The sequence below is a fragment of the Wolbachia endosymbiont (group B) of Camptogramma bilineatum genome (genome assembly GCF_947251825.1).
In the GTDB taxonomy this organism is placed as follows: Bacteria; Pseudomonadota; Alphaproteobacteria; order Rickettsiales; family Anaplasmataceae; genus Wolbachia.
Genome location: NZ_OX366391.1, coordinates 130,425 through 146,096, shown reverse-complemented (window position 1 = coordinate 146,096; position 15,672 = coordinate 130,425). Strand labels below are relative to the sequence as shown.

General features: G+C 33.4%; 15 protein-coding genes. 11 read left to right on the top strand and 4 right to left on the bottom strand.

Annotated elements, in window-relative coordinates:
* Positions 1–123: 123 nt before the first annotated feature.
* The 3 genes from OPR44_RS00795 to hemA all read left to right on the top strand — a co-directional run bounded on the left by OPR44_RS00795 (position 124) and on the right by hemA (position 3,219).
* On the top strand, positions 124–1,389 hold the full coding sequence (locus OPR44_RS00795) for an ankyrin repeat domain-containing protein (RefSeq protein ID WP_265015041.1): 1,266 nt from the start codon (positions 124–126) through the stop codon (positions 1,387–1,389).
* On the top strand, positions 1,380–1,958 hold the full coding sequence (locus tag OPR44_RS00790) for an ankyrin repeat domain-containing protein (RefSeq protein WP_265015040.1): 579 nt from the start codon (positions 1,380–1,382) through the stop codon (positions 1,956–1,958). Before OPR44_RS00795 ends, OPR44_RS00790 begins: the two co-directional genes overlap by 10 nt.
* 64 nt (positions 1,959–2,022) lie before the next feature.
* The gene (gene hemA / locus OPR44_RS00785; protein ID WP_265015039.1) at positions 2,023–3,219 is read left to right on the top strand and encodes a 5-aminolevulinate synthase; all 1,197 of its coding nucleotides are present in this window, start codon (positions 2,023–2,025) and stop codon (positions 3,217–3,219) included.
* A 321-nt stretch (positions 3,220–3,540) separates the two neighbouring features.
* Here the strand turns inward: hemA and OPR44_RS00780 are convergent, their stop codons facing one another.
* From OPR44_RS00780 to rimM, 3 genes are read right to left on the bottom strand one after another with little or no spacing between them, the layout of a single operon-like run.
* Positions 3,541–4,233: an inositol monophosphatase family protein gene (locus OPR44_RS00780; protein WP_007302192.1), complete on the bottom strand. Its 693-nt coding sequence runs from the start codon at positions 4,231–4,233 to the stop codon at positions 3,541–3,543.
* Positions 4,234–4,800 (bottom strand): elongation factor P, encoded by a 567-nt coding sequence (gene efp, locus OPR44_RS00775; RefSeq protein WP_010403241.1) that lies wholly within the window; start codon positions 4,798–4,800, stop codon positions 4,234–4,236.
* A 59-nt stretch (positions 4,801–4,859) separates the two neighbouring features.
* On the bottom strand, positions 4,860–5,360 hold the full coding sequence (rimM, locus tag OPR44_RS00770) for a ribosome maturation factor RimM (RefSeq protein WP_264375077.1): 501 nt from the start codon (positions 5,358–5,360) through the stop codon (positions 4,860–4,862).
* Positions 5,361–5,457: 97 nt separating this feature from the next.
* On the opposite strand from rimM, the gene OPR44_RS00765 reads away from it, so the two are divergent.
* The 3 genes from OPR44_RS00765 (at position 5,458) to OPR44_RS00755 (ending at position 9,107) form a co-directional block, all read left to right on the top strand.
* Positions 5,458–6,057: a DEAD/DEAH box helicase gene (locus tag OPR44_RS00765; RefSeq protein WP_265015038.1), complete on the top strand. Its 600-nt coding sequence runs from the start codon at positions 5,458–5,460 to the stop codon at positions 6,055–6,057.
* A gap of 32 nt (positions 6,058–6,089) precedes the next feature.
* Positions 6,090–6,275, top strand: coding sequence for a hypothetical protein (locus OPR44_RS00760; RefSeq protein ID WP_265015037.1), 186 nt, complete (start codon positions 6,090–6,092; stop codon positions 6,273–6,275).
* A 63-nt stretch (positions 6,276–6,338) separates the two neighbouring features.
* Positions 6,339–9,107, top strand: a complete 2,769-nt coding sequence (locus OPR44_RS00755) for a hypothetical protein (protein ID WP_265015036.1) — start codon at positions 6,339–6,341, stop codon at positions 9,105–9,107.
* On the opposite strand, the gene OPR44_RS00750 is transcribed toward OPR44_RS00755, so the two are convergent.
* Positions 9,104–10,273, bottom strand: a complete 1,170-nt coding sequence (locus OPR44_RS00750) for an aspartate aminotransferase family protein (RefSeq protein WP_265015035.1) — start codon at positions 10,271–10,273, stop codon at positions 9,104–9,106. The two genes, OPR44_RS00755 and OPR44_RS00750, sit on opposite strands and share 4 nt — an antisense overlap.
* 64 nt (positions 10,274–10,337) lie before the next feature.
* Between OPR44_RS00750 and OPR44_RS00745 the strand changes: the two genes are divergently transcribed.
* The 5 genes from OPR44_RS00745 (at position 10,338) to OPR44_RS00725 (ending at position 15,663) form a co-directional block, all read left to right on the top strand.
* Positions 10,338–11,765 (top strand): sensor histidine kinase, encoded by a 1,428-nt coding sequence (locus tag OPR44_RS00745; protein ID WP_265015034.1) that lies wholly within the window; start codon positions 10,338–10,340, stop codon positions 11,763–11,765.
* Positions 11,766–11,941: 176 nt separating this feature from the next.
* Positions 11,942–12,679: a WD_0702 family putative metalloprotease gene (locus OPR44_RS00740; RefSeq protein ID WP_010403278.1), complete on the top strand. Its 738-nt coding sequence runs from the start codon at positions 11,942–11,944 to the stop codon at positions 12,677–12,679.
* 71 nt (positions 12,680–12,750) lie between these two features.
* Positions 12,751–13,761, top strand: coding sequence for a tRNA (adenosine(37)-N6)-threonylcarbamoyltransferase complex transferase subunit TsaD (gene tsaD, locus OPR44_RS00735; protein ID WP_265015033.1), 1,011 nt, complete (start codon positions 12,751–12,753; stop codon positions 13,759–13,761).
* 118 nt (positions 13,762–13,879) lie between these two features.
* On the top strand, positions 13,880–14,947 hold the full coding sequence (locus OPR44_RS00730; RefSeq protein WP_265015032.1) for an ankyrin repeat domain-containing protein: 1,068 nt from the start codon (positions 13,880–13,882) through the stop codon (positions 14,945–14,947).
* Positions 14,938–15,663: an ankyrin repeat domain-containing protein gene (locus OPR44_RS00725; protein ID WP_265015031.1), complete on the top strand. Its 726-nt coding sequence runs from the start codon at positions 14,938–14,940 to the stop codon at positions 15,661–15,663. Before OPR44_RS00730 ends, OPR44_RS00725 begins: the two co-directional genes overlap by 10 nt.
* Positions 15,664–15,672: the final 9 nt, after the last annotated feature.

Sequence of the window (15,672 nt, the reverse complement as noted above, 5' to 3'; positions counted from 1 at the left end):
ATTATAATTATATTGATTATTAATAGATAAAAACTTGGTAGACTACGAAGAGATGCTTGCTAAGTTGACAAAATTGCCACTTAATGCTACACTTAGCTTAGCTACTAATTAGTGAGGAAAAACATGTTAGGTTCAGATTTTGTATCACAGGAATCAAACAAAATTTTAAAGAAATCAGATTCTAGGGATTCGGGAACTGAAGAAGGGTTTGAAATTTTAGAACGAGAGGAAAAAGAGCGCCGTCGTTCTGAGGATTCAGGTAATGAAAGTCAAGAGGAATCTGGCGTTAATAATTCTGATACTAAATCTAGTGCAGTAACTACGTTAGAATTTCAGCTAACACAATCTCTGCTGGGTCAAGTAAAGGCAGATGAGAATAATGAAGATGTAAAGTCTGGTAACACAGCTTATCAAGACCTATATAGAACGGATTTTTTTGTAATCAATGATCGCACTATAGATAATAGTTTCATTAAAGGATTATATGATAAATATAATGAGGGAGATGATAAACGTCTGTTTGCAAAGTATGTTTTTACGGAAATTTTTAAACATGCCAAAGTAGAGGTTCCGAATGATTCCCTCATAGAGGAATTAACTACAAGTTGTAATCAAGCGGGGTATATGGCTTTCCTTGCTATCCGAATGCATAGTATATTAATAAAATATCAGGTACTTTCTAGCGATTCTTACAAGAAGATCATGTACATCGATTGTTCTGATGAGAATTATGTACGCATTAACTATAAGTCATCAATGGTGGTACGCAATTCTGATAACCCAGAAAAGAAGATATGTGAATTAGACAGTTTACTTAGATTCACACTTAAATTTCATAACGGTGAAGTAGAGTATGAAAATGGTAAAGTAACACTTATCATTCCTGAGGAATTAAAAGCTGGTAGGGAAAGTTTACTAGACGATATTAATGAACGTTTCACAGATTATGATAATGATGGATTTATTCGTTTACACGTTGCAGCACAAAAAGGTGATGTTGAGCTTGGCAGGCGTTTACTAGAATGTGGTGCAAATATTGAGATTAAATCAAAAACAAAAGTAGGTGGTGACACCGCACTTCATTTAGCTGCTAGAAATGGTCATAAAGATTTTGTGAAGCTTTTACTTGATAGCGGTGCAAATGTTAATTCAGTAAGCAGTACAGGCAGCAGAGTAACTCCTTTACATGAAGCAGTGTATTATGGACATTTAGATGTTGCGGAATTGCTAATAGATCGTGGCGCAACAGTTGATGCTAAAGAACGATATAATCTTACTCCTTTGATGTATGCTTCTACACAAGGTAATTCAGCAATGGTGGAATTGCTTTTAAAAAAAAGGCAGATCTTTATTTACAACATCATAATGGTGAAACTGCATTGCACTTAGCTGCTGATAATGGTCATTCTGATGTAGTTGCCATTTTGATAGGTGCAGCAAAAGATAAAAAAAAGTATGTTAATACACAAAGTAGGGATATTGGTACTGCGCTACATGTTATAGCTTATAATCGAGAAATAAATGAAGGGCATAAAAAATCTGCAAAATTGCTAATAGACAATGGTACAAGCCCGTATTTAGAAAACGATCCAATTATTAATAAACCATCAGATACTCTTTTGAAAGGAAGCTCTTTAGATATGGCAAAAAAACGAGGAAATAAGGGATTTTTGGAATTTATGTCATCTTTAGGCTATTCAGCAACCGTACCAAGCAATTCAAAGAATGATCCACAAAACACAAAAAAGTATGTCGTAGCTGCTTCTGCGCTTGCAATAACTGGTATTGCCTTAGGAGCAGCTGTTGCAGTTTACTTGGAAATGTTAGCAATAGGAATAGCAGTTGCAGTTTGTTGTCTTATTGCAGCTACAATTACGTACTGCTATAGACCTAAAAGCTTAGTTGAGGATAATCAGGTCAAAAAGGTTATGCAGACAGAAGAATGTCAGTCTAAGTAATAAATATAGTAGTCTATCATTTAATAATTTATTATAATTATATTGATTGTTAATAGATAAAAACTTGGTAGACTACGAAAAAATATTCTTAAATAAAATCAAAGATATAAAAGAAGAAGGGCGCTATCGTGAATTTACGCATTTTGTGTCATTACCTGGCAAACTTCCCTATATTATGGATTATGAAAGAAATAGAGAGGTTATTGTCTGGTGCAGTAATAATTATCTGGGAATGTCACAAAACGATAGTGTCATTGCTGCTATTCAAAATTCATCTGTTGGTGCTGGAGGAACAAGAAATATATCAGGTACAACAAAGGAAGTTGTTGAGCTCGAGAAGTCTTTGGCTGACTTGCATCAAAAAGAAGCTGCTTTAACTTTTGCTTGTGGCTATCTTGCCAACCAAACTACACTTAGTACTTTATCGTCTGTTATTCCGGGCGTGGTAATTTTTTCAGATGAGAAAAATCACTCTTCAATGATAGAAGGTATAAAATCAGGAAAAAGACCGAAGCACATATTTAGGCATAATGATGTTGATCACTTAGAGCAGTTGCTAAAGTCTATAGATATAAAAACGCCGAAAATAATAGCACTTGAATCTGTATACTCAATGGATGGTGATGTAGCACCGCTTGAAGCGATATGTGATCTAGCAGATCAGTATAATGCAATTACCTATTTGGATGAGGTACACGCAGTTGGCATGTATGGACCGCGCGGTGGCGGAATTGCAGAAAGAGAAGGTTTGATGGATAGAATAACTGTTATTCAGGGTACATTATCAAAGGCTTTTGGAGTGATGGGTGGATATATAGCGTCTTCAAAGAGCTTGGTGGATGTAATAAGAAGTTCAGCCCCAGGATTTATTTTTACTACTGCTATGTCACCCGTTTTAGCAGCAGCAGCAAAGGCAAGCGTTGAGCATTTAAAATCGAGCAATGTTGAAAGAGAGAAGCAAAAGCAGTCTGTTGAAAAGGTAAAAGACTCACTGAGAAACGCAGGAGTGAATTTTATGCAAACAGAAACTCATATAATTCCAATCATAATTGGCGATCCTGAGTTGTCCAAAAAAGCATCAAAATTGTTATTTGATGAGTATGGAATATATGTACAACATATAAATTACCCAACAGTTTCAAAGGGGACTGAGCGCTTCCGTATTACTCCTACGCCTTACCATACAAATGAAATGATAGAGCATTTAACAAAATCTCTTGTAAAAGTTTTTGAGAAATTGTCTGTTTGTGTCTGTTGTTGAGTTTAAAGTTGCCAAGAATAAGGTATCTATTTAAAAGCATGGTTAATGTACAAAATCAGTGCTTTATTTCTTGTCATGAAAGTAGCTAACACTGGGATCTATAGCTCACACAGGTAAAGTTTACTCTTTTGTCATCCTATGGCTTGACCATAGGATCCAGTCTAAACAATCTGGATTCTAGTGTCACGTGCTGGAATGACACCTATTTGTTCCTATAGTTGTCTTTTCTCGTCTATCTTATTTTGCCACCCTGCTGCAATGAGGGGTAGGTAAGACCATTTATTATTTTCACTACGTGACTTTTGCTCTTTTGAATGAACTTTAGTTTATATCTCCAGCAATGACAAGCGCGTTATCTTCCCTTAATCTCCCACCGCTTTCTTGCAGAAAAAGCCTACCGAGTGAAGTTTTATATTTATTAATTCCAGAGTAAATTATTCCATTGTATCTTCCGGCAGCAAGATATGCAAAACCTAGTACCGTTGAGCCAAGGGAGCGTAGATTATTATTGTCAAGTGGTAATTTATTTAACAAATTACCACTTATGTCTATTATTCCCCCTTCACGAGCTTTCATCCGCATTTTTACATGGCGAGATTTGAAATCTTCAAGAAAAGCTCCTTTCTTTTCCTCTGCCCAGAAAGTTTCTCTAAGCGCTGGAGCATCGATCACAGCTGCTACAACTCTGTTTTTATGAATGAGACAAACTGATACTGCAAAATAAACCATACAACTAAAAAGGTTTTCCTTGCCTTCTATAGGCATAATAAACCAAGTATAACCGCCGTCTTTTAGATCTTGGCCCACATCGTCTTCAAAAATAAAGTCATAGTTCTGGTTGTAGTTCTTCAAGCAATCGTATATAAGTTGCTTGGATTTTGAATAAGTTTTATTGATAAAGTCTGCTGACTTAACGCTTGAAATTTGCAATTCATTAAAATCACGTATAAGCTGCTTGGAGGCACTGCGTACAGAATCAAGCATCACATTGATTCGTGGTGATGAAATGGCCATTTACTCTTTTACTCTTTCGTAATAGCTGTTATCAGGAGTATGTACTACAATTTTATCCCCTTCTTTTATAAATTGAGGCACGTTAACACGTATTCCGTTTTCCAAAATTGCAGGCTTATAAGAAGCAGTAACAGTCTGCCCTTTGATAACAGACTCTGTTCCTTTTACAGTTAGTGTAACGTGATCAGGCACATGTGCAGAAATTATTTTATCTTGATAAGTTACTACTTTAATTTTCATATTATCTTGCAAATAAGCCTTCTTTTCCCCTAATAAGTCTAAATTTATAACAATCTGCTCGTAACTACTTGGATGCATAAGATTTACGATATTCCCTTCAGTAAAGAGATAAACATATTCCTCTTCATCTAAAATTGCCCTTCTGATTGTTGCATCAGAGCGAAACCTCTCATAGTACTTTGCTCCTGTTTGGATATTTTTCATTTCAGCTTGTATATATGCACCACCCTTACCAGGTTGAGTATGCATAATACTTATAACCGAAAATAAACCACCGTTATGTTCTAGTACCTGACCTGGCCTGATATCATTAGCCCTTTCTGCCATAATTACACTTTTAATTTGGTCTGATTATTATAAATAACTTTATACAAATATCAAAATTTTTATTGGCCAATGAATTCTGGCATGTTGATTACTATATACCTTTCCTTTATATTTATATGTGGAAATGTTTCTTTAGTGAAAGATAGCATAATGTTTTTTTTTGTGCTGATAACCAAAATTTCTAATATATCCCCCGAGCCGAAATTATTCACAGACTTCACATAGCCATATAATTCATTACTCTCTAGTCTTACTTCCATATTCACAAGATCATCTTGGTAAAATTCATCCTCATCATTTAACTGTGGTAGCTTATCTCTTTCTATATATAACTTTTTATTTCTTAAAAGCTCTGCTTCATTACGGGAATTCACACCGCTAATTGTTGCTATTACTAAATTATTACTGACAACAGACACCAAGCTTATTTTATAATTTTCACTTCCGATTATTAGTTCACCATATAGGAAAATATTTTCGGGCTTTTCAGTAAAGGTTTTTATTTTGACAGCTCCTTTGATTCCATGGGGAGAAGTAATTATTCCGAGGCATATATTCATATTAATATGATAGTTGAAATCAGCTTTTTGTCCATAGAATTGACAATTTACTGAATTAACATACAATTAATATTGTGATAATTATAGTGGGTAATGTGTGAGTTCTATCAGCAATCAAGAAAAGCAAAGTATTATAAGTAGCTTAGAAAAAATCAACTGCAAGCTAAAAGGTGAATCTATAAAACTTGATGATACAAAGGAATCTATAATAGTAGCACGTCGTAAACCTGTTGTTGAAGGGGTATTAGAACATTTAAGCAACTCTTCCACTACTAACTGTAATGTTATGATCGATGCAGAAACTGGGTTTGGCAAGACTTACGATATTGGAATGTGGAGTCATGTACTAGCCCAAGCAGAGTTTCATCATCTGGTTGCAGTACCAAGCAGTGATCTAGTAAACCAAGCTAAAAAAATGATGAGTAGTGCATTTACTGTAAACATTAGGACACCTAAAACTGCTGAGGAAATTAAAAATGCACTGAAGGCAACTAAACCTACAACAATTATAGTGACACATGACCTGTTATTACAGCAAGAAAATGATCGTAAATTTAAAGACCAAAATACCAAGTTGTGGATTAGTGTTGATGAAGCAGACAGTATTAACAAGCAGCAGGATTTTGAGAACATGTGCAAGCTTGATGAGAAATATCCTACGACTTACCTCACTGAACACCAAAGAGAAGGATTTTAAATAGATGCGGAAAAGTTATCAGCCCGACAAGATTGAGTAGACGTTGTATTGCAAACGCTATCGAAACAGCAAGTGTTATTGCAAAAACCAATAGAAGAGCAAATTTCAATCAAGCGTTTGCAGTTAATGTTACTACCTCCATAATATCTTTAGCTATATTGTTTCCTATTATAAATAGTAATGTTGCTGCCGTAATTGGTCTCACTTCAGATTATTAGCTGTATTCTGCTTTGATTGGGCAGCTATACTATACAATTTCTATGTTTATATTTGGTATGGTAATGTTGCCAGTTTGGTGGGTGCTAACTAAAGCAACTGGAGTGGAATCAAGAGAACTGCTCTCTAGATTTCTTGCTAACGTGCGTAGCTTATTTACTAGAGAAAAATCCAGTCCAGCTCATGAGTATGTTGAAGAAAGCGAAGAAGTTTTTAATTACAGTAAACTTGTCGATAATAATGATTTATTAACTTCTATAAGATGGAATGTGCAAAGCCCAATTGGAGAAAGTGCTCTGCTTTTAGCTGATGATGTAAATAGTATAGTTAATCTTAACTTTGCGTTGCAGGGTAGAGATAATTTAGTATATGAAGGTAGTACACGTTATAAAGTGTATAATAAATTTCAGCCTGAAGGAATGTCATATCAAGACTACAGGCTCCAATTACGTCAATTAAACTTTATAAACTGCGTTAAAAAGCAACATCCTAGTTTGACAGAAGAGCAGATATCTGAATTAAAAGAAAAGGTGGATTTCAGTAGTACTGCTGAATATCTAAAATATAGAGTAATGCATTCAATGATCGATCTTACTCTCTTATATTTAATGAAGTGTGATAATATTACCTTAGATAAAAAAAGAAGAGAAGGTTTGATTGGATTGATAGAAGATGTTAAAAAGAATGTTAGCACCACTAATGATAATAATATTATAAGCTACCTAGAGGAAAAAGGCTTTAGTGAGCAATTTGCTAGAGATGAGCTCTTACTGCAAATAAAGACAGTAATTGAAGCACTGAGTAAAAGTGATAATGAGCAATGCAGCTTAATAGTTGATAATTGGCGCTTAAGCAAAGAGCTCCATGACCTCATGGAAAGAGAGGAAGGTATACTACATAGTCTCATTGATTTCTGCAAACAAAATAAATGTATCTTTGCAGGAATTGGGAAAAATGATCTTGGTATTGGAGAAAACAGACTCTTTTCAACGATAATACGTAATCAGATAGGTGGATATCGAACTCTTTATTGTGATTATGAAAAAAGAGATTTTGATTCATTGGCTAAATATGCGTTGACAACGGTTATAGATGGATCGAAAGGTCGTGGATTTGATAGTGAATATAATCATGTTGCATCAATATTTGCAGATTCGGTTAGTCAGTTCAATAATCCATCTGAAGCCCTACAGAATCTTGGAAGAAATAGAGAGCGTAATGAGAGCAGACAATCATGGTTTTTCGCTGCTGCAGGTGAAAAAGTTGAGCTATTTGTGAATAAGATCTTAGCAAATTTTCAAAACGAACCACAGAAATTTTGTGAGAAAGTTTTGTTTCCAGCTACTAATAAATACAATAAGTTGCTAAAAAATAGAATGGGAGAAGAACTTGGAAGAAAAATAGAAATCTATATTAGTAAAAATATTGATGCATTAGGAAATATTGATGATTCAGCTCTGAAGAAGTTTTCTAGTGATTTGATAAAAGAAACGTATGAAAAAGTTCATGATATAAATGATTTTGATGTCAAAAAGACAGAACAAGATTTACATAGGATTTTAAAAAGTACAGAGGCATACCTTCGTTCATATGAGAACAGAATTAAAAACAACGGTAAATTATCTTGCACACGCTCAGCTTTATTTTCTGTGGGGAGTGCTATAACAAAGGAAATGTATTATCTTTGGGCAGGGTTTGACTATTTAGTCTTTTTGGCTAAAGCGTACAATATAGATAAATCTGGAGATACCAGTGCAAGAGCGTATGTACACATAATCAGAAACTGTCACTGTGAAAGTAGTGTGAAGGCGCAAAATGTATTGGTTCATGCATTAGAAATTGCCAAAGAACATGACAGCAGTTTCAAAAGAAATAGTTTGTACGAAGGCAATGAGGATAGATGTAAAGAAAAAATCATCTCATATTTTCAATCCAAGCAATATATACGTGCATTAGATAGAACAATTGCTCAAATTGAAAATAAACACTTGGTAACAATTTTGAAAGCTGTGGGCTACGAAGATGATGCTAATAAAATGGCACAAGAAATCAAAGATTTTTTATGTGATTTAAAGAATTTAAATTGTGTAGACTTGAGAGAAAAATATTATCAAGGTAACTTATATCAAGAAAGCAAATTATACAAAATCAATAATCAAGTTAGTACGATAATTGATGAAATTGTAAGGTGTCATAAGTGGCATCATGGAATAGAGGACTGGGAGCTCAAATTGAAAACCAATCATAATATTTTTGAAGTCAGAGTTAACAATGATTTTTCTAAGTTACGTGAGAAAAACTTTAACAAACGCTCTAAAGAAAGGACATATCTAGGTAGAGCTATGTTACTTATTGGGTTTATAATTTCAATGGAGCTTATAGGTAGAATATCATCAGGTCAGACCATGCCATTGCCTTTACTTTGCGGTTTTATAGTATTTGGACCACTGGCACTCTTGTGTGGTGCATTGTTATATGAAATAACGACCTATTTAGTGAGAGGAGCATTTTTTATTTTTGGAGTGCCAATTCTTTTAGGAGAACTGTCTAAATGTGTTTTGAGAAACGGCTCAATGAAAAGTTTGTTAGATATGACATTATCGCTTGGTAACTCGGCTTTTTTCAATATTCCGAAAGAAATCGTGCAATCGTTTATATTTGAGGATATAACAAAATTTGACTCACTAAGTGATATAAATGAGCTTACACTGATAAGAGAACAGGAAAAGGCAAAGTGTACAAATGAAGTAGCTGATAAAGTTGTAGCTACTGATTTGTCTGCAATTTTTATACAATCAACAACTAACGAGCAGGAAGGTTTAGTTTTTAACTAGAACTTTTCAGATAAATACTGAGTGAGGATTTCAATGCCTTCATCAATCTCTTTTTCAGTGATAATGAGTGGAGGCAAGATTCTTAGAACGTTATCTGATGTTACTCCAACAGTAAGTAAACCACGGTGACTTAGCTCTTCTGCAAATTTTTGGTTATTCATTTTTACTTTTATTCCTAGCATCAACCCTTTTCCTCTCACTTCTTCTATCATTGGAAACTTGCTTGCTAAGTCCTCTAGTTTGTTTTTTAAAGACTTACCTCTAACTTCAACATTTTCTAAGAAGCCAGGGCCGAGCAATTCATCCAATACAGCATTACCTACTGAAGTTGCAAGTGGATTACCACCAAAAGTAGAACCATGCATACCGACCGCCATGTACTTAGCAACCTTTTCAGTTGCAAGACAAGCCCCCAGAGGGAAACCTCCTCCTATTCCTTTTGCAAGAGCACATATGTCAGGCTTAATTCCTATGTGTTCATATGCAAATAACTTTCCTGTCCTGCCAGCACCGCACTGAACGCAATCAAAAAATAGCAGTATGTCGTTTTCGTTACATAGTTCTCTTAGCTCTTTCATGAAGACTTTACTCATTACTTTAATACCACCTTGTCCCTGTATTGGTTCTATTAATATAACACCTATGCCATTAGAAATTGCTTTCTTTACACTCTCAATATTGGGCTCTATGTTATCACACCAGTCAATATAAGGATTCAGTAATTCAGAAAATTTCTGTCTATCGTTTGTTGCACAAGTTAAAAATGTCCTTCCATGAAATGCACCATAAAATGTTAGAATTCTATAGCGATTTTTATTACCTTTTCCATTTTGATAGGCCCTAGCGATTTTAAGTCCACATTCCACTGCTTCTGATCCAGAATTTGCAAAAAATACAGTATTAGCAAAGCTGTTGTTTATTAAATTTTCTGCAAATTTGTTGGCAGTAGATATATTATAGGTATTTGATATATGCCATAGTTTTTCTCCTTGTAATTTTAGGACATCAGTTAATCGTGGGTTGGCATGACCTAAACTGCTAACAGCTATTCCAGAGTGAAAATCTATATAGCGCTTATTATCGATATCATACAAGTAAATACCTTTGCCATAAGAAAAATTTATGTTAATAGGAGAATAAACTGGCAAGATAGGAGAAATTGTCATAAAAGTATGATATGCTAATTTTTTATTAATACCATAAAAGACGTTATTTCACAATGAGAAGAATATGTATAAATTAAGTAAATTAATTTTTACTACACTAAAAACAAATAGATATACAAAAATTATCTCGCTATTCTTATTAATTTTTGTGGTTTTATTGGGCACAATATACCGCAGTTATTCATTAAAGAATAATTTTCTTTCTTTTTACCGTAATTCAAATGCAAACTTAAAAGATCTATTGGAAAATAGTATAATAAAAAAATATCATTATTTACTAATAGAAAAACATCATATTAAATATAACAGTTTTGATTACATAAACCAGTTGGTAAAATTGCGTGCTGAATTGTTACAATCAGTAAGCAAAGTAAGAAATTTTAGCTTAATACTGTATGATCAAAATGCCAGAGTAATTTTCAGTAATTTTAATACTCAAGGTCATGACTATGAGCAGTTGCTTACAAATGATGAAATTGATAAATTGCTAAGCAATCAAGAAATATTTTACGCTACAGGAAATACATTAACTTCTACTTTCCCTATATTTCATGAAGATGACATTAAGCCTTCATTTTTTTTGAAGATCATTCAAAGCTATAATGACTCTTATATTATGGTATATAGTCTATTTTCAATATTAATGGGCTTATTACTGGTTATCTTAATACTAATAATGCTTTATTTGCACTTTTCCAATACCCAAATGCTAGCCAAGCAGCATAAAACTAATATTGAATTACAAAGGGTTAAAGAGGCATTAGAGCAAGAAAATGCAAATAAGATAAAATTTTTTGCAAGTGTTACACATGAGTTGCGTACACCTCTTAATGCTATTATTGGATTTGCAAAGTTGATCAAAAATGAAACTTTAGGTTCGGTAGATCACTCTAAATACAAGGAATACGTAGACGATATATATAATGCTGGTACACATTTACTTGCTTTGATTAATGATGTGCTCGATTTTTCTAAAGCTGAATCAAGTAGTTTAACAGTAGAGAAAGTGAAGTTTAATCTGAATAAGATAATAGATTCGTGCTTAAAAATGTTATCACCTAAACTAAAAGAAACAGGTATTAGTTTAAAGAAAGAGATATCTGATAAACAATTATTAGTTATCGCCGATCCCAAAAGAATGAAGCAAGTTATAATAAATTTGTTATCAAATGCAATCAAGTTCACTCCTCAAGGTGGTTTAATAAGAATGATTATTAAAGAGAATATAGAAAAAAAATTATTAACTATTGAGTTTCATGATAATGGAATAGGGATAATGCAGCAGGACATATATAAAGTTATGTCCGTTTTTGGCCAAGCAGATTCGGGATATAGAAACGAAGGCACAGGTATCGGATTACCTCTAAGCAAGAAATTAGTAGAGTTAATGGGTGGGACTTTCAACATTCAAAGTGAAGCAAAACTTGGTACTACGATAACATTGAGCTTCTTTTATGAAGAGCAAACATGTGAAAAGTTGATTGATTTTTAGTAAAATATATTTGATATTGCACTTTTATATCTAGTACATTCCTAAGTCATACTGACGTGATACCTCTTGGCTAATAATAAGTAGCGGAATGTAAGTAAATTAAACTTTTTTAGCTATACTTCCTGAAAACACTTTATAATTCTTGAGCATAAAGAAAATTCCTTTAAGAATGAAGCATGCTAATCAGGAACTTAATAAAACAAGCAACTCAAGTAGGAAATAGTGAAAACGTAATACAATATGTCAAATATCTCTATCAATTTGAGAAGTTTAGAAATACATTAAACCTCACTTTGTCACTAATAAAGCAAACTAGACTCTCGTTTGAAATATATCAAGAAGGATTAGTGGATATGGAAGAGGGAGTGTGTAAGACAATTCGTTCTTCTGGTTTAAATAAGTATGTTATTGTGCTAAGAAGGTCAAATCCTTACATCATAGTACATGAACTTTCACATATGGTTGAAAATGAACTGAACTTAAGCTTAGAGCAAGAATTTCTCTATAAAGTTTATCAGGATATTGAGCAGAACTTAAAGCAGTCAAATATTCTGGTACAAAAAATTATTGGTCAAATTATATTTAAGGAGATACAAGTTTACCAAACTCCAAAATCACGTGCGTCTGAGTTATTCGCACGCTATTTTGAGCTGTTTGCTTGGGCTCAGGAAGTTTATCCTAAAGATAAAGAATATCTAATTCGCACTCAAGATTTAAATAAAGTATTTCTTGCTACTAACCAATGGAAAAAGAGATGCCTGGATCCACAAATAATGAAGATAATAGATAAAGAAGTAAAGGAGTATAGCAATAAAACTGCCTTTAAAGATATAAACAAAGTACAAAGCAGTTGGACTAATAAATTTTCCTCTGGGAGTAAAAAAATTGGTTCTATATTTGGAGATGATAATTAGCTTAACAGAACAAAGTTCACTTCTTCAACATTTCAAGTTATAGTTCTCACAATTAAAGAGTTCAAATATATATGAAAACTATATTAGCTGTTGAAACAAGCTGTGATGAAACTGCAGCAGCAATTGTAAATAGTAATAAGCAAGTCCTTGCTCACGAAATTCTTTCTCAGGAAGAGCACAAAAAACGCGGTGGGGTAATACCTGAAATAGCGTCACGTGCTCATATGAAGCATTTAAGTGGTCTAGTAAAAAGCGCTATAGAAAAATCTAACCTTAACTTTTGTGATCTAGATGCAATTGCAGCAACATCAGGACCAGGACTCATAGGTGGACTAACAGTTGGTACAATGATGGCTAAAGCAATTGCGCATGTAGCACAAAAACCGTTTATTGCAGTTAATCACTTAGAGGCACACACATTAGTTATTAGGCTGCTATATGAGGTTAAATTTCCATTTCTAGTCCTACTTATATCGGGTGGCCATTGTCAATTTTTAATTGCACAGGATGTAGGTAAGTATATTAAACTTGGAAAAACACTTGATGACTCGCTGGGTGAAGCGTTTGATAAAATTGCTAAGATGCTGGATCTAAGCTATCCTGGAGGTCCATTGATTGAAGAGTTAGCTAAAAAAGGTGATGGTATGAGATTTAAGCTGCCAAGAGCAATGATAAAACGTTCTGGATGTGACTTCTCATTTTCTGGAATTAAAACAGCAGTAAAAAACTTAGTTAAAGCGCTTGCAATGAGCAAGCAAGATGTTTGCGATATGTGTGCTTCGTTTCAAGAGTGTATTAGCGACATATTACTCGATAGAGTCAGAAATGCTATTGATATCACTGCATCTTTAAATATTAAAATCAATGATTTTGTAATTACCGGTGGAGTTGCAGCAAATAATTTTCTGAAGGAGAGATTGAAAAAATACATAGATTTGAACGTGCTTTCTCCTCCAAGCAACCTATGTACAGACAATGCGGTAATGGTTGGATGGACAGGAATTGAAAGGTTACAGAAAAATTATATAGACTCTCTTGACTTTGCACCAAGGCCAAAGTGGGAATTAGAAAAATATTACTAGCACAAAAAATTATCTACTATATAATGCGGCCGCTGGTGAATTTTTGTAGGCTTAAAAATTACAGTGGTATCTACTAAAGCCTTATTCACTACCGGCATTATTATTTATGAGGTACAGTATGTTCAAAAATAAATTTGACACAGTTACTAATGTTTTCAAAGCTAAATCTAGTACAAGCGCAAAGACACTCAGGTCGGGTTTATTTGTTGCGGGAACCATTGGTATGGCCAGAGCAATTAGTGAGATAGACCTCTCTTTATTACAAGGCAATTCAGAAGATAAAGTCAATAAGCAAGACCTAATAATCATATATGATTATATTAATAAAGTAACTCAAGAAGAAAACTATAATATATGTACTAATAATCTTGATTATATAAAAAGCAGGATTTTAGAAGAAAATATAAGTGATTCATTAGCTGAAAAATTTTGTCAAGATGGATGGAATATAATAAGTAATGATGGTTCTTCGCTATTAACAGTGGCTATTGAAAGAATTAGGGAAAGACAACAAAAGAAAAATAGGGATTGTGATATTAAAATGGCTGTATCTCTAATTCTTGGTATGAAGAAAGAATTGATTACAAAACTGGAGAATTTTGCAGATAGTAATGATAAAACACTTCTACATTATTTAGCTGAGTTGGGTAAAGAAGATATTTTACGTTTTGTGATAGAAAATTCTAATTTTGACATTGAAGAAGCATTAAGGAATAAAGATAGAGATGGCAAAACACTACTACACTATGCGGCTAAATCTGGCAATAAAGAATGCTTGAAAATTCTCATAGAAAATGAAGCAGATTTTAGTTGCACTACCAATAATAAAACTGAGTTACACTATGCTGCCAGAAGCGGAAGTCCTAACCTCCTAGAATATTTAAAAGAAATATTGACAGCAAAAGGAATTTTTGATAGGGAGAAAATTAAAACAGATAAATATGGAAATAACGCATTACACTATGCTGTGCAATCTGGAAATGCTGAGTGCATAAAATTCTTCATTGATAATCAAGTACAATTTTTAAAAAATAAATATAATGAGAATCCTTTTCATAAGATTGCAGGTAACTCAGAAACTCAAGAAAATGCCATAAATTTTCTTATAGAGCATCTAAAATTTTTAGGTAGACTAAAAAGTAAAATTAATCAAGAAAATGTAGATGGTACACCCCATTGCATATAGCTGCAAAACATGGAAATAAACAGCTAATAGAATTGTTTATTAAATCAGGTGCAAAAATTGTTCAGAATAAACAAGGTAATACCCCCTTACATATTGCTATTATACATGGTAATACATATTGTATAGAGCTATTTTATAAAAATATAGGAAATAGCATACTTCAATCCAAAGGTGAGTATGGAAGAGATCTTGTACATTTAGCTGCAATGTACGGGAAGTATGATTGTCTAACATTTTTACTCAATAAATTTCCTGATTACGATTTAAGCACAGAAACACGCAAAGGAAATGTGGCCCTACACTTAGCTCTATCGAGTAATACAGAAACAGAACTAAGAAAAAAATGTGTGAGTCTATTAATAGACAGAAGCATGCAAGTAAATAAGAGTAATAATGAAGGAAACACCCCTTTACATTTTGCTGCCCAACTTGATTTATCGTTTTTAAGCATGATAGAAAAAAAGTTGGAAGAGAAGAAATTTGACGTTTATCAAGAGGTTTTGCGTGAGAATAGCAACGGTGACACCGTCTTTCATATGGCAGCAAGTGTTGGTAATAAATCATGCCTTGAGCACCTTTTTAAAAAAGAGAGAGTGGGAGAAATATTAAGTAAGAAAAATAAGGATGGACAAACTTTACTACACTTATCTATCCTCAGTGGAAGAGTAGAATGCGTTAAGTATTTGGTAAAAAAAAGCCAAAGGATATTTTTTTAGAACAAAATA

What these genes read in the sequence shown, in the direction of transcription:
- OPR44_RS00740 (WP_010403278.1), top strand. Translation starts at nt 11,942, where the DNA reads ATGCTAATCAGGAACTTAATAAAACAAGCAACTCAAGTAGGAAATAGT.
- OPR44_RS00745 (WP_265015034.1), top strand. Translation starts at nt 10,338, where the DNA reads ATGTATAAATTAAGTAAATTAATTTTTACTACACTAAAAACAAATAGA.
- tsaD (WP_265015033.1), top strand. Translation starts at nt 12,751, where the DNA reads ATGAAAACTATATTAGCTGTTGAAACAAGCTGTGATGAAACTGCAGCA.
- rimM (WP_264375077.1), bottom strand. Translation starts at nt 5,360, where the DNA reads ATGAATATATGCCTCGGAATAATTACTTCTCCCCATGGAATCAAAGGA.
- OPR44_RS00750 (WP_265015035.1), bottom strand. Translation starts at nt 10,273, where the DNA reads ATGACAATTTCTCCTATCTTGCCAGTTTATTCTCCTATTAACATAAAT.
- efp (WP_010403241.1), bottom strand. Translation starts at nt 4,800, where the DNA reads ATGGCAGAAAGGGCTAATGATATCAGGCCAGGTCAGGTACTAGAACAT.
- OPR44_RS00780 (WP_007302192.1), bottom strand. Translation starts at nt 4,233, where the DNA reads ATGGCCATTTCATCACCACGAATCAATGTGATGCTTGATTCTGTACGC.
- OPR44_RS00795 (WP_265015041.1), top strand. Translation starts at nt 124, where the DNA reads ATGTTAGGTTCAGATTTTGTATCACAGGAATCAAACAAAATTTTAAAG.
- OPR44_RS00755 (WP_265015036.1), top strand. Translation starts at nt 6,339, where the DNA reads ATGTTGCCAGTTTGGTGGGTGCTAACTAAAGCAACTGGAGTGGAATCA.
- OPR44_RS00730 (WP_265015032.1), top strand. Translation starts at nt 13,880, where the DNA reads ATGTTCAAAAATAAATTTGACACAGTTACTAATGTTTTCAAAGCTAAA.